Genomic DNA, 14,103 nt, shown 5'->3' with positions numbered 1-14,103 from the left:
CCGAAAGGTCGCTTTTTTACTTTAGATGATCAGAAATTCCGTTTCATCCTGTTTCAGGGATTTAGGTTTATTTTCCATTTTTTTGATTTTGATGCGCTTCAGGGAACACATAAATTTTAGCAGAAAGCGGATGCGGCTTTCAAAGCCCTGAAATTCAGCCGCAACATCGCCGTTTTCCATGTTTTTCACCCAGCCTGTCAGCTCCAGTTTTTTTGCCAGCTGTTCGATCTCCAGGCGGAAACCTACATGCTGCACACGCCCGCTGAAGGTGATATGGCGGCGGACGAAGCGGTCCTCCTCAAAATCGGGCAGTTTGATTTTTGCTACCTGGTTGATGACATAATCATCTCTTACTTTTTTGAATTTATCGATAGGTCTCATGGGGATCACCTCATTTACGATTGGGGTTTTTCGGAAACCAGCCTTTAGCTACGCGTTGTTCCTGTTCAAATAATTCCTTGATGCTCCAGAGGGAGGACATGCCGATGACAGCACAGCCTGCACTGGCGATGATATTTTTCAGCTTTGCGGAAACAGCCAGCATAATGGCGCCGAAAATGCCGAAAACAGGCCAGATGTTTTTAGAGAAATAATATTCGCTTTTGATAACGATAGGGTGAAACAGCCCAATGGAAAGAAAAGAAATCAGGCCGATAGAGATACCTTTCAACTGCATGGGAACCTCCTGTAAAAGAAATTTTTTCCAATGTTTCTTCAATTATACAAAGAAGGACGGGATTTGTCATCCGCCTTTTGAAAAAAGAATATTTTTAGTGAAACAAGTTGGGCTTTGGGGTTTGCGTTTCTGGAAAAATGTATTATAATAAAACGATACTATGGTATCATGCCAGCAGTATGGAAAAGTAAAAGGAATGAACAGGAGGATTCCCATGAAAAAAGGTTCCTCAGGGAATAGAAAAAGACCTCCCCGACAGGAAGCGCCCGCCAGCCGCTACCCGACCAGAGACAATGTTTACAGTCTCCAGCAGGAACGGCAGAGGCGACAGGCGCAGGAGGCAATGCAGGCAAGAGAGCGACAGCAGTACCAGAATGGATACTATCAGAACGCACCTGTGCCGAAAAAAAAGAACAGAAAAAGAAAAAAGAGTAACCATATGATCATGCCTTTGATCGTATTTGCTATCATCGCCATTTATCTGGTGGGGCAGATCGGCAACCTGATGGCCAAGCGTTCTGATATCGATGTGGAAACGGTTGCTTATGGCACCATTGATACACCGGAGATCTATACGGGCTTGATTCTGCGCGATGAATATCTGGTGACCAGTACCCGGGCGGGGCAGCCCTTTTATCAGTTTTCTCAGGGGGATTATGTGCCCAAGGGAGCGGTTGCCTGCGTGGTCAAGGATACGGATTCCACAGATAAACTGGAAAGCAAGCTGGATCAGATCGACAAGGATATCCTGAAAAGCCAGAAAACGAGAACAGATCTTTCTGCGTTCTCCGAGGATATTTCCCGACTGGAGGATAATGTGACCCGCACAGTGGATGCTTATTCCGGCCGTGCCATGAAGTCGAACCTCTCTTACATGTACACCATGAAGAGCCAGGTGACTTCTTTCATGGATCAGAGAAATGAGATCTGGCTGACGGAAAATGTGGAAAGCCTTTCTCAGCTGACAGAAGAAAAGAATATCTATGAACAGCAGTTGGCCCAGAGCCAGAGTGCTATCACCGCCGGGGAAGCGGGTGTCCTCTGCCTGACTTATGATGGCTTGGAAGAAACATTGCATCCCGATATGGCAGCGGAAGTAACAGAAAAGCAGATCGGCAGCAGCAAGACCCAGTATATTTCCAAGGCGAAGGGCGTACAGGAAGGCGACCCTCTCTTTAAAATCGTGGAAAGCAATAAATGGTATATCGTTGCATATCTGCCCAATACAGCGGTTGCCGGCTGGGAGCCCCAGACGGGCAAGGTGCTGAATGTGATGACGGAAGAAGACACTTTCCGGATCAACACTTTGATCGAATCCCTGGATGCGGGGGAAAAAGAGACGAAGGTCGTTTTCTCCAGCTATGAACACATGGAAGAATTTATGGAAAGCAGAACGGCTTCCTTCAGCCTGGAGGGGGCAGTATCGGAAGGGCTGAAGATCCCTAATGGCGCCATCGTAGAAAAATCCCTGATGAAGATTCCCAGAACCTGTCTGACGGAAAGCATGGGCAATACAGGCGTCCTGCTGGTGAGCGGTGAAAAGACCAAGTTTATTGATCTGACAGCCGTAGCCAGCGATGAGGAGTCTGTTTATATCGAACAGGACAATGGTTCTCTGAAACTGGGTGATATCATCATGCAGGGCACGGGGGAAGAAGCAAAACAATATACGCTTTCTGAACTGGAACCTCATGCGGGGGTCTATGTAGCCAATAGTTCTGTGGCGAATTTCGTTGTCATCGATATTATCGAGCAGAATCAGGAATACGCTATCGTGAAGGCGGGCAGCATCACAGGCCTGCAGCCCTACGATACCATCGTTTCTGATGCAAAGAATATCAATGAAGGTGACAGCATCTATTGATGCTTGGAATAAAAAATTTAGGAAAGAAGGCAATTTAAAATGAGTGTAGCTGAAAATATCAGAGAAGTAGAAGCGAAGATCGCAGCTGCTGCGGAAAAAAGCGGCAGAAAGGCAGAGGATGTTCTTCTGCTGGCGGTAAGCAAAACAAAACCCGTAGAACTGATCGGTGAAGCGGTACAGGCGGGCTGTGTTTCTCTGGGGGAAAACAAGGTGCAGGAGATCATGGAAAAATATGAACCCATGATGGTATATGCCCCTGAAGGTGACCGTATCCACTGGCATCTGATCGGCCAGCTGCAGACAAATAAAGTAAAATACATCATCGACAAGGTAGATATGATCCATTCCGTAGAAAGCCTGAAGCTGGCAGAAGAAATCGAAAAACGTGCTGCCCAGAAGGATGTTGTGATGGATATCCTGATTGAAGTAAACATGGGCGGCGAAGAAAGTAAATTCGGTGTAAAGCCTGAAGAGACAGAAGCCTTATTGAGAGAGATTTCCAAAATGGAACACATTCGTGTGCGCGGTCTGATGACAGTTGCACCTTTTGTTGAAAATCAGGAAGAAAACAGGGAAGTTTTCCGTCAAATGAGAGAATTACTGGTTGACATGAACGGTAAAAAAATTGATAATATAAAGATGGATACATTGTCCATGGGCATGACAGGAGACTATGAAGTTGCCATCGAAGAAGGCGCTACCATCGTCCGTGTCGGCACAGGTATTTTTGGTGAAAGATATTATCCCAACAAAGGATGAGAAATAGAGAACAGCTTAGGAGGAACATACTGTGGCTAAGATTTTTGACAAAATGAAAGATTTGATGTTTAGCGAATATGAAGACGATGACGATTACTATGAAGATGATTATGTGGCTGCGCCCGCGCCCGTAAGAGAATCTCCTGCTCCCAGCTACGGCCTGAGAGATACAAGTGCAGATTATACACCTGCACCCCGTAAATCTTCTGCGAAAAACAACAACAATCCTCAGATCTACAGCGTGAATACAAATGTACAGATGCAGGTAGTGATCATCAAACCTGAATGTTACGAAGATGCACAGGAAATCTGTGATCAGATCAAAACAAAACGTCCCGTAGTAGTAAATCTGGAAAAAGTAGAATATCCCGTTGCACAGCGTATCATGGACTTCCTGAGCGGCACATGCTACTCTCTGGAAGGCTCCATCCAGCGTGTTGCAAATAATATTTTTATCATCGCTCCCGAAAATGTGGATATTTCCGGTGATTTTAAAGAAGAATTAAAAACAAAAGGCGTTCTGCTGCCCTGGATGAACGGCACAAGCGCTAGATAAGGTGGTCATATAGATTGAATATGGAATTGTTATTGACACAGGCATTGGGGTATTTCTTTTATCTTTTGGAGATCCTCATCTTTGTGCGTATCATTCTTTCCTGGTTCCCTATGGGGTATAACAATGCCATTGGCCGTTTTCTGTATAACATGACAGAACCCATTCTGGGACCTGTGAGAAATATGGTCGATAAATCTCCCATCGGCGGCGGCATGGGTCTGGATTTTTCTCCTATCTTTGCACTGATCCTGATGCGACTGGTACAGAGCCTGCTGGTAGCGGCGGTGCAGATGGTCTTCTGATATGGACAGACAGGCATTGCTGAGAAGCGTACCGGAAGGGGAAGAACGACTGCTGTTCGCGAAGGCACTGGATCAGGCATTATTCAGCATGAAACGCAGACAGCCTGCTTTCACAGACTTTATGGACAGGGCAAAGTGTGCCCGTTTTGCGGAGCGGCTTCGTGGCATTCGTGAATTGAATGTGACCCTTTTTGGCGGCACGGAGGACTGTGAACGACAGATGATGGGTTTTTCCTTGGCGGAAGAAGAACTTTCCGAAGAGGATTTCCCCATTAAAATCATCAAAATTAGAAGAAAAAGCAAAAAATTCGGACAGGCAGATCTGAGCCACAGGGATTATCTTGGCTCTATCCTCGGGCTGGGTATCGACCGCGGCAAGGTGGGCGATATTCTGGTGGCGGAGGATACCGCAGTCTGCTTTGTGGCGGAAGAAATTTCGCCCTACATAACTGCTGTGCTGGAGCAGGTCTCCAAAACTGCCGTGGTGGCGGAGGAGACGGAGGGAGCAGAGGCGATCCCTCAGCGACAGACAGAAACAAAGAGATTAACGGTGGCTTCCATGCGGCTGGATGCCGTGGCGGGGGAAGCCTTCAACCTGGCAAGGGGGAAGGTGCAGACCCTTATCGGTGCGGAAAAGGCACAGGTGAATTGGAACATCGTAACAAATACGTCCCATCAGTTAAAGGAAGGGGACATGGTATCCCTGCGGGGCTTTGGGCGTTTTCGCATCAAAAGCATTGGCGGGAAGACCAAGAAAGACAGAATCGGATTGGAAATCGAAAAATATGTGTAAGGAGGGTTTTTCGTGATCACACCCAATGATATCGCGACCAAGGACTTTAAAAAGGTAGCAGTCGGCTATTCTCCCGAAGAAGTAGATACATTCCTGGATGACATCTACGAGGACTATGAAAAGCTGTACAAAGAAAGCCTGAGAGAAAGAACAAAAGTAGAAGCAGTGGTTGAGGACACAGACCGGTTGAAAAATCTCGAAAAATCCATCGAGCGCACACTGAGCTTTGCGGAGGCCGCTGCAGAAGAAACAAAGGCGGCAGCAAAAACAGAAGCAGATGCCATCATCAAAGAAGCGAAGCAGCAGGCGCAGGATATCCTTTCCGCCGCAAGAACAAAATCTTACGAACTGGAACAGGAAATCGCGGCGCTGGAAAACCGCTACGAACTGATGAAAACAAGAGTGAAACTGCTGCTTTACGCAGAAATCGAACTGCTGGATAAAGGTGAGATCCTGGCAGAAAAAGAAGCAAACGCACAGGAAATAAAATAAGAATGAACAAGCTGCGGAGGGGAAATGCAAAATTGCATTTTTCTAGCCGTGGCTCGTTTTGCGTTCGGGGATAAACAGTTTATCCCTGAAAAATATAAAATTTTAGGGGTGATTTGTTTGAATTTACTTCCCATTATTGCAGTAGTGGCTTTGATCTTATTAGACCAGGGGACGAAGCTTTGGGCATTGGCGAGCCTGAAGCCTATCCACAACATGACCCTGGTGGAAGGCTTTATGGACTTAACTTTCGTGGAAAACAGAGGGGTAGCCTTTGGAATGTTTTCCGGACAGAGATGGTTCATTCTGCTGCTGACAGGCGTGATCGCTGTTGGCCTGATTTATTTCTATCATACATTGCCTAGGAAAAAAGAATATGTGCCTGTCAGATTTTCTTTGATTTTGGTGCTTTCCGGTGCCATCGGCAACATCATTGACCGTGTGTTCCGCGGCTATGTGGTGGATTTTTTTGAATTTACGTTTTTTGAATGGCCTGTGTTCAACGTGGCAGATATCTATGTGGTCGTAGGGGTCATCCTGATGACATTCCTTGTTTTGTTTGTCGTGAAGGACGAAGACCTTTCTTTGAAAAAGAAAAAGGATGAATGAGTATGGATTACTTTACTTTTGGGGCGGAAAAGGAAGATGTTGGTACAAGAATTGACGTGTTCCTTGCCGAAAATATGGAAAATCTTTCCCGCAGCGGGGTGCAGAAGCTCATCGATGAAGGGCATATCACCCTGAACGGCGGAAAGACAAAAGCAAATTATAAGCTGCGGGAAAAAGACATCATCGATGTGCAGGTTCCCGAAGTGAAAGAAGTGGAAATTTTGCCGGAGGATATCCCTCTGGATATTTTATATGAGGATGAAGACGTGATCGTGGTGAATAAGCCACAGGGTATGGTGGTGCATCCTGCCCCTGGCCATACCAGCGGCACTTTGGTCAATGCCCTGATGTTCCATTGCGGCGATGATCTGAGCGGCATCAACGGGGAAAAACGCCCCGGCATCGTTCACCGCATCGATAAAGATACTTCCGGTGTTTTGATGATCGCCAAAAACGATATGGCCCATCAGTCTCTGGCAGCCCAGTTAGCAGAACACAGCATTACGAGAAAATATAATGCCGTGGTTTATAACGGTTTTACGGAGAATGAAGGCACGGTGGACAAGCCCATCGGCAGAAATCCTCAGGACAGAAAGAAAATGGCGGTAACAGAAAAACATAGCCGCCATGCAGTGACCCATTACCGTGTCATTGAAAGAATGGAGAAATTTACGCTCATTGAAGCGCAGCTGGAAACAGGCAGAACACACCAGATCCGTGTTCATATGACCTATATCGGCCATCCTCTTCTGGGCGACCCTGTTTATGGTCCCAAAAAACAGCCCATCCAGCTGGAAGGACAGGCTCTCCATGCCCGGGTATTGGGCTTTATTCACCCCAGAACAGGGGAATATCTGGAATTTGAGGCGCCTTTGCCGCCTTATTTCGAAGCATTGCTGGAACGACTGCGTAAATAAGTGGGAGGAAACAACATGCCACTGACAAAGAAAGATTTTTTTGGCCTGCGGGATATGAGCGCGGATGATATCCGCTATATCCTTGGCACGGCTGAGACGATGAAATACATCCTGAATCAGAAAGATAAGAAAACACCCCATCTGTTGGGAAAATCTGTCATTATGCTGTTCTATGAACAGAGCGCCCGTGCAAAACTGGCTTATGAACTGGCGGCCCAACATCTGAGTGCCAATGTGATCGATATGACCAACTCCATCCATTCCATCGAAAAGGAAAGCCTGCAGGATATGGGGCAGCTGATCGACCAGATGGGGGCGGATTTTATTATCCTGCGTCATCCCATGGCCGGCGCACCCAGATTGCTGGCGGATTGTGTGGAAGCATCTGTCATCAATGCGGGGGATGGCTTTAATGAAAACCCTGGTCAGTCTCTGCTGGATCTTCTGACCATCAAAGAGCAGAAGGGCGGCTTTGAAGGGCTGAAGGTTGCCATGATCGGGGATCTGATCCATAGTCGTGTGTCCAAAAGCAATATCTGGGGGCTGACAAAACTGGGGGCAGAGGTTTCTGTTTCCGGCCCGCCTACGCTGATGCTGCCTGATATTGAAAAATTTGGTGTAAATATGTATTACGATGCCAGAGAAGCGGTGAATAATGCGGATGTTATTCTGACGACCCGCATGCGTCTGGAGACCCAGGATAAAACTTTCCTGCCTTCCCTGGATGAATATAAGAGATTCTTCCGTATCGATGAAAATCTGTTGAAATATGCGAAAAAGGATGCCATTGTTATGCATCCCGGCCCCATCCAGAGAGGCATCGAGATTTCTCCCGGTGTTATCGACGGTAAGCAGTGTATCATCAATGACCAGATCGCCAACTCTGTTGCGGTGCGCATGGCCATGTATTATATCCTTTCTCAGGTGGGAGGTGCTTGGAAATGAAAACCATTTTGAAAAACTGCCGTATCCTTGCAACTTCCCATGATAAAGAACTGCTCCATGATATCTATGTAGAAAATGGTATCATTGAAAAGATTGGCCTGAATATTGAGGTGGAAGGAGCAAAGGTGCTGAATGTAGGCGGACATGCTGTTTTGCCAGGCCTCATTGATATGCATTGTAATATCTGCGACCCCGGTCAGGAATATATTGAGGATATTGCAACGGTTTCCCGCGCTGCTTTGCGCGGTGGTTTTACGACAATCACCTGTGAACCTAACACCAGCCCTGTCATCGACAATAAGACTGTAGTGGAATACATCGTTTCCAAGGCAAAAGAGAAATCTTCCGTGAATATCCATCCTTACGGCAGCATGTCTGTTGGCTGCGAGGGTAAAGAAATGGCAGAGATCGGGGAAATGTATGATGCGGGTATCGTTGGTATTTCCGATGGGGATGAGTTTACAGATTCCGCATCTTTTCTGAGAAATATCATGATTTATGCGAAAATGTTTGATTTGCCCGTTATCACCCATTGTGAAGACAGGGGCCTTTCCGGCAAGGGGGTTATGAACGAAGGCTATACGGCGGCCTGCCTTGGCCTGACGGGGATGCCCAGAGATGCGGAGGAAGTCATCGTTGCCCGCAACTTGATTTTGGCGGAACGCACAGGGGCAAGGCTTCATCTGGCTCACATCAGCACCAAGGGTTCCGTGCAGCTGATCCGTGAAGCAAAGGGCAGAGGGGTACAGGTGACCTGCGAAACATGCCCCCATTACTTCATCCTGACGGAAGAAGCCGTTGGTGATTATAATACGCTGGCGAAGGTGAACCCTCCCCTTAGAACGAAGGAGGACGTATTCGCTATTATAGAGGGCATCGTAGACGGCACCATCGATGTGATTGCTTCCGGTCACAGCCCCACAAACAGAACAGAAAAAGAAAAAGAATTCGATACTGCGGCTTATGGCATTTCCTCTTTGGAAACAGCCTTTGCCCTGAGCTATACCCACCTGGTGGAAAAAGGGTTCATCACTGTGGAAAAGCTCATCCACATGATGGCTGTAAAGCCTGCAGAAATTTTGAAATTATATAATAAGGGCATGTTGGCGGAAGGAAATGACGCCGATATCATCGTGGTGGATTTCATGGAGACCCATCGCGTTGACCCCGAGCATTTTGCATCCAAGGCGAAATTTTCTCCCTTTGCCGATGAAGAAGTGCGGGGAAAAGTCCTTTATACCATGGTCGGCGGAAAGCTGCTGACCTAAACCGAACGTACAAATGAGGTGTAAATGAATGTATTTGAAACGATTGGACTTACAGGGTTTCAAATCCTTTCCTGAAAAAGTGAAGCTGGAATTCAACCCCGGTGTGACGGCGGTTGTTGGCCCTAATGGCAGCGGCAAAAGCAACGTCTCCGACGCGGTGCGCTGGGTGCTGGGGGAACAGCGTGCCAAAAGTCTGCGTGGTGATAAGATGGAGGATATCATCTTTGCCGGTACGGAAAACAGAAAGCCTCTGGGTTTTGCGGAAGTTTCCATCCTCATCGACAATCAGGACGGTAAACTGCCTTTGGAATACAGCGAAGTGCAGGTGACGAGACGTGTGTTCCGCAGCGGCGAGAGCGAATATCGCATCAATGGCACCGCCTGCAGGCTGAAGGATATTCAGGAATTGTTCATGGATACGGGCGTTGGCCGAGAGGGGTATTCCATCATCGGGCAGGGGCGTATCGATGAAATTTTGAGCGCAAAAGGCGATGAACGCCGTAGAATTTTCGAAGAAGCGGCGGGTATCGTAAAATATAAAACAAGAAAAAACGAAGCTGTCAATAAATTGGAAAAGGAACAGCAGAACCTGCTCCGCGTGGATGATATCATCGGGGAACTGGAAGTGCAGGTAGGCCCTCTGGAACAGGCCAGCGAAAAGGCGAAAGAATATCTGCGCCTGAAGGAACACCTGAAACAGGCGGAAACGGCGGCTTTCTGCAAGGATGCAGAACGTATCGATTCCCAGTTGGAAAAACTGGAGCAGGATGAAGCTGCAGCCAGTGAACAGATGGCAGAGAGCATTGCGAAGAGTAACACCGAAAAGGAAAAAGCTGTTCAGCTGCGGGAAAAATCTGAGGAACTGGATGCCCTTTTGCAGCAGCAGAATGATGAAATGACAGAATTGCGCGGGGAAATGGAAAAGACCGAAGGGGAAATCCGCCTGAGGGAAGAACAGCGTGCCAATGACGAAGCCAATATCTCTCGTATTCAGGCAGAAATGGCGGAAAAATCCCGCAAGCAGATGGAAAACGAAGCAGAACAGACGACTTGCCAGAGCAAAATGGCAGCCCTGAAGCTGGATATGGACCGCCGACAGAATGAACTGGACGCTTTGGAAGAAAAATACGCTTCCCTGAGCAACGCTTTGACGCAGGATGAAAATAAAGCGGAATCCTTCAAGGATGAAATTTTCGAACAGATTCGAATCGGCACAGAAGCCAAGGGTGAAATTTCCAAACGAGAAGCCATGAAGGAACAGTTCCTTTCCAGAAAGGAACAGCTGCTGGCGGAAAAGGAACATAACGAAAGCCGTCTGCATCAGTTTGACATCCACCTGCAGGCGCTGGAAAAGCAGGAAAACGACAGAAAAGAGCACATCCGATACTTAGAACAGGAATTGGATGCGCTGGAACAGGATAGAAAACACGCGGCACAGGAAAAACAACGGGCGGAATCCAGCCTTTCTGGACAGGAAAAGCGGATTTCTGAAACCCGTTCTCGTCTATCCTTGCTGATGGAGATGGAAAAAGAACATGAAGGCTATTACAATAGCGTAAAGAGCCTGCTGAATCTGCATGATGCGGCGGAAAGAGGTATCTGCGGTGCCGTTGGTCAGCTCTTGAAGGTGGAAGAGGAATACGAAACTGCTATTGAAGCGGCCTTGGGCGGTGCATTGCAGAATGTAGTCACAGAAACGGAAGAAGATGCCAAGGATGCTATTCAGTATTTGAAGAAGCATAACTTAGGCAGAGCGACTTTCCTGCCTGCGACAGCCATCAAAGGCAGACCTCTGGAAGGCAAGAATGCCATCATGGCGGAAGTGGGCGTTATCGGCACGGCCCATGATTTGGTGACCTTCGATGAAAAATTCCGACAGATCGCATTGAACCTGTTAGGAAGAATCATCGTGGTACAGAATCTGGATAAAGCAGTACAACTGGCGAAGAAATATCGCCATCAGTATAAATTGGTTACTCTGGAGGGCGATATCCTGAACCCCGGCGGCGCTATGACTGGTGGTTCTGCCCAGAAAAAAGCCCTGCATGTTTTCGGCAGAAGCAGAGAAATTCGCAATCTGCGTCAGGCATTGCAGAGCGCAACAGACGAAGCATCCATGCTGCGGGAAAAACTCCTGCTGGCAAATGAAGACCTGCAGGAAATCGAGGATGAAACTGTCGATAAGAAAATGGAACTGCAGAAGGTTATGGTAACTTTGAGCAGCGGCAGCGGCGAAAAGGACAAGACCCTTGCAGACCAGAAGGAAGCGGCGGAAAAACTTTCCCTGCTGAAACTGGAAGAAACACAGCTGACGGAACAGTTGGAGGGTGCAGAAGCTGAGATTGAAAAATTCCGCAAAGCAGAGGAAGAATCTCAGAAGGCCATGCAGTTTGCCAACGAACAGTTGGAAGCCTTCCAGAGCAGCCTGAGCGGCGAAAAAGAAGAACGAGATGCCCTCATGGCAGAGATCACTCAGAAAAAGATCGACCTTTCCTCTGCAGGGCAGAGCGTTTACAGCATGGAAGAAACTATGCTGCGCCTGAAGGAAGAAGCGGCGGCGCTGGAAAAAGAACAGAAACGTGCGGCGGAACAGGCAGCCTTCTATGAAAAGAATACCGACCTGCGATTGGAACAGCAGGAAGACCTGAAGCAGAAAGCAGCAGATTTGGCACAGCAGGCGGACTGCCTGCAGAACCAGTTGAATGATACTGCAAACGAAAAGAGTCAGACTTCTGAAACAGCGGCGAAAGCAGAAGAAGCCGCTGCCCAATGGAAGGAAACGGCGAATAAACTGGAAAACGAACTTTTCCGTATTTCCGCCAAAAAGGAAAAACTGGAAGAGGAAAAACAGCGTATCACCACCCAGATGTGGGAGGAATACGAAATGACCCTGCGCATGGCTCAGGAATATGCGGCGAATCTGCCTGAGGACGGAGAAAAACGTCCTGTCAAGGAATGGAAAAATCTCATCCGCGCTTTGGGGGATGTCAATGTGGGTGCCATCGAGCAGTATAAGGAAGTCAAGGAACGGTACGAATTCCTGACAGCCCAGAGAGAGGACATCTTGGAAGCGGAAGAAAAACTGCGCCAGATCATCGAGGAACTCTCTACTCTGATGGAAAAACAGTTCAGAGAGCAGTTCAAGGTCATTTCTGAAAACTTTTCTCAGGTATTCCAGGAAATGTTCGGCGGTGGCAAGGCGTATCTGAAACTGACGGATACGGAACATGTGCTGGAATCTCCCATCGAGATCGTGGCACAGCCCCCCGGCAAAAACCTGCAGAATATGCAGCTGCTTTCCGGCGGCGAGAGAGCATTGACGGCAATTGCCATCCTGTTCTCTATTCTGAAGATGAAACCTTCTCCCTTCTGTATTCTTGACGAAATTGAGGCGGCGCTGGATGATGCTAACGTCAGTCGCTACGCCCAGTATCTGAAGCGGTTCAGTGAGGAGACACAGTTCATCGTCATCACCCACAGAAAGGGCACCATGGAGCACGCGGATGTGCTGTATGGTGTGACGATGCAGGAAAAAGGTATTTCTAAATTGATCTCTGTAAGCTTTTCTGAAGCGGAACAGAGTATTACAGCATAAATTTTTTAAAGGAGATTGAAAAAATGGGTTTATTTGATTTTTTCAAAAAGAAATCAGCAGAAGAAACTCCTGTGGTCGAAGAGCAGCGCGAAGGCGTTGTGGAGATCGACGGGGTGGAAGTAGAAGCAGATGCACAGAATGAGGAAATCGTTCTGGATGTGGAAGGCAATAAAGATATGAATGCCGCTGTCCATGAAGTGATGGATGAGGAAGAAATTCAGATTGACTGCGCCAATGAAGATATCCTGTATCAGGAAGACGCAGTAGAAGAGGACGAGATCGAAATCGAATTTGTGGATGAAGAGGGCGAAGAACTGCTGACAGCGGAAAGCGAAGAAGAAGCGGAAGCTGTTCTTGCAGAGCTGACAGATATGGCTGGTGAAATTCTGGCGGAAAAACCTCTGGCAGATGATGAAGTTGTTGTCGCGTTGGAAGACGGTGAAGTTTTCACAGCGGATAATGACGAAGATGCCATTGCTTTCGTGGAAGAACTGGTAGAAGAAGTGGCAGAAGAACTGAACAAAGAAGAACCCGCGGAGGAAACTCCTGCAGAAGAAGTTGCAGAAGAAAAACCTGCCAAAATGGGCTTTTTTGCGAAGCTGAAGGCTGGTCTGGATAAAACAAGAAAGAATATCCTCGGCGGCGTAGACGGCGTTCTGGGCGCATTCACAAAAATCGACGAAGACCTCTTCGAAGAACTGGAAGAAGCCCTCATCATGGCTGATCTGGGCGTGCAGACGACCATGGATATCGTGGAAAACCTGCGCAAGAGAGTAAAAAGAGAACATGCCACAGACCCTTCCTTGATCAAAGGTATGCTGATCGACGAAATTACAGCCATTCTGGAAGAAGGCGCAGAGGAGGAAGAAAGTCTGCCTAATCCTTCCGTGCTGTTGGTAATCGGTGTTAACGGCGTTGGTAAAACAACTACCATCGGTAAACTGGCTCATAACTATAAAGAAGAAGGCAAATCTGTGATGCTGGCTGCAGCGGATACTTTCCGTGCGGCTGCCATCGATCAGCTGGAGATCTGGGGCGAAAGAAATAATGTTCCTGTCATCAAACAGGAAGAAAATTCCGACCCTGCGGCTGTCGTGTTCGATGCGGTCCATGAAGCAAGAAAACAGAATGCAGACCTGCTTATCTGCGACACAGCAGGCAGACTTCACAATAAAAAGAACCTGATGGAAGAACTGAAAAAAATCGCTCGTGTCATCGAGAGAGAATATCCCGCTGCCCATAAGGAAGTATATCTGGTGCTGGATGCGACAACAGGCCAGAATGCCCTGCAGCAGGCGAAGCTGTTCAAGGAAGTTGCTGATATCACAGG

The 14,103-nt window shown here is 47.7% G+C and carries 14 protein-coding genes; 12 read left to right on the top strand and 2 right to left on the bottom strand.

Features of this window, described 5'->3' with window-relative positions; translation table 11 throughout:
* Window positions 1–21: 21 nt before the first annotated feature.
* Entirely contained in the window at window positions 22–381 is a 360-nt protein-coding gene (locus IJ369_RS08575; protein ID WP_290718128.1) for an acylphosphatase, read from the bottom strand.
* Window positions 382–391: 10 nt separating this feature from the next.
* Window positions 392–676 carry a DUF4491 family protein gene (locus IJ369_RS08570; protein ID WP_290718126.1) on the bottom strand — a complete coding sequence of 95 codons (285 nt, stop codon included), beginning with the start codon at window positions 674–676 and terminating at the stop codon, window positions 392–394.
* A 214-nt stretch (window positions 677–890) separates the two neighbouring features.
* Here IJ369_RS08570 and IJ369_RS08565 point away from each other — a divergent pair, with 214 nt between their 5' ends.
* The 12 genes from IJ369_RS08565 to ftsY form a co-directional block, all read left to right on the top strand.
* Window positions 891–2,540, top strand: a complete 1,650-nt coding sequence (locus tag IJ369_RS08565) for an HlyD family efflux transporter periplasmic adaptor subunit (RefSeq protein ID WP_290718124.1) — start codon at window positions 891–893, stop codon at window positions 2,538–2,540.
* A gap of 39 nt (window positions 2,541–2,579) precedes the next feature.
* The gene (locus IJ369_RS08560; protein WP_290718122.1) at window positions 2,580–3,299 is read left to right on the top strand and encodes a YggS family pyridoxal phosphate-dependent enzyme; all 720 of its coding nucleotides are present in this window, start codon (window positions 2,580–2,582) and stop codon (window positions 3,297–3,299) included.
* Window positions 3,300–3,330: 31 nt separating this feature from the next.
* Window positions 3,331–3,855, top strand: coding sequence for a cell division protein SepF (locus tag IJ369_RS08555; RefSeq protein ID WP_290718120.1), 525 nt, complete (start codon window positions 3,331–3,333; stop codon window positions 3,853–3,855).
* A gap of 20 nt (window positions 3,856–3,875) precedes the next feature.
* Window positions 3,876–4,157, top strand: a complete 282-nt coding sequence (locus IJ369_RS08550) for a YggT family protein (RefSeq protein WP_290718225.1) — start codon at window positions 3,876–3,878, stop codon at window positions 4,155–4,157.
* A gap of 1 nt (window position 4,158) precedes the next feature.
* Window positions 4,159–4,950, top strand: a complete 792-nt coding sequence (locus IJ369_RS08545; protein WP_290718118.1) for a YlmH family RNA-binding protein — start codon at window positions 4,159–4,161, stop codon at window positions 4,948–4,950.
* A gap of 12 nt (window positions 4,951–4,962) precedes the next feature.
* Window positions 4,963–5,442 carry a DivIVA domain-containing protein gene (locus tag IJ369_RS08540; protein ID WP_290718116.1) on the top strand — a complete coding sequence of 160 codons (480 nt, stop codon included), beginning with the start codon at window positions 4,963–4,965 and terminating at the stop codon, window positions 5,440–5,442.
* Between the two features lie 117 nt (window positions 5,443–5,559).
* Window positions 5,560–6,048 carry a signal peptidase II gene (gene lspA / locus IJ369_RS08535; protein ID WP_290718114.1) on the top strand — a complete coding sequence of 163 codons (489 nt, stop codon included), beginning with the start codon at window positions 5,560–5,562 and terminating at the stop codon, window positions 6,046–6,048.
* A 2-nt stretch (window positions 6,049–6,050) separates the two neighbouring features.
* Complete coding sequence (locus IJ369_RS08530; RefSeq protein ID WP_290718112.1) at window positions 6,051–6,965, top strand: RluA family pseudouridine synthase; 915 nt, start codon at window positions 6,051–6,053, stop codon at window positions 6,963–6,965.
* A gap of 15 nt (window positions 6,966–6,980) precedes the next feature.
* On the top strand, window positions 6,981–7,910 hold the full coding sequence (locus tag IJ369_RS08525) for an aspartate carbamoyltransferase catalytic subunit (RefSeq protein WP_290718110.1): 930 nt from the start codon (window positions 6,981–6,983) through the stop codon (window positions 7,908–7,910).
* Window positions 7,907–9,178 (top strand): dihydroorotase, encoded by a 1,272-nt coding sequence (locus tag IJ369_RS08520; RefSeq protein WP_290718108.1) that lies wholly within the window; start codon window positions 7,907–7,909, stop codon window positions 9,176–9,178. The genes IJ369_RS08525 and IJ369_RS08520 overlap by 4 nt, the downstream gene beginning before the upstream one ends.
* 28 nt (window positions 9,179–9,206) lie before the next feature.
* The gene (smc, locus tag IJ369_RS08515) at window positions 9,207–12,773 is read left to right on the top strand and encodes a chromosome segregation protein SMC (RefSeq protein WP_290718106.1); all 3,567 of its coding nucleotides are present in this window, start codon (window positions 9,207–9,209) and stop codon (window positions 12,771–12,773) included.
* Between the two features lie 23 nt (window positions 12,774–12,796).
* The coding region (ftsY, locus tag IJ369_RS08510; protein ID WP_290718104.1) for a signal recognition particle-docking protein FtsY at window positions 12,797–14,103 on the top strand (1,307 nt) is incomplete at its 3' end.

This window comes from Anaerotignum sp. (genome assembly GCF_017483025.1).
Taxonomy (GTDB): domain Bacteria; phylum Bacillota; class Clostridia; order Lachnospirales; family Anaerotignaceae; genus Anaerotignum_A.
The sequence above is the reverse complement of the archived record's forward strand: the minus strand, read 5'-3'. Positions and strand labels throughout refer to the sequence as shown.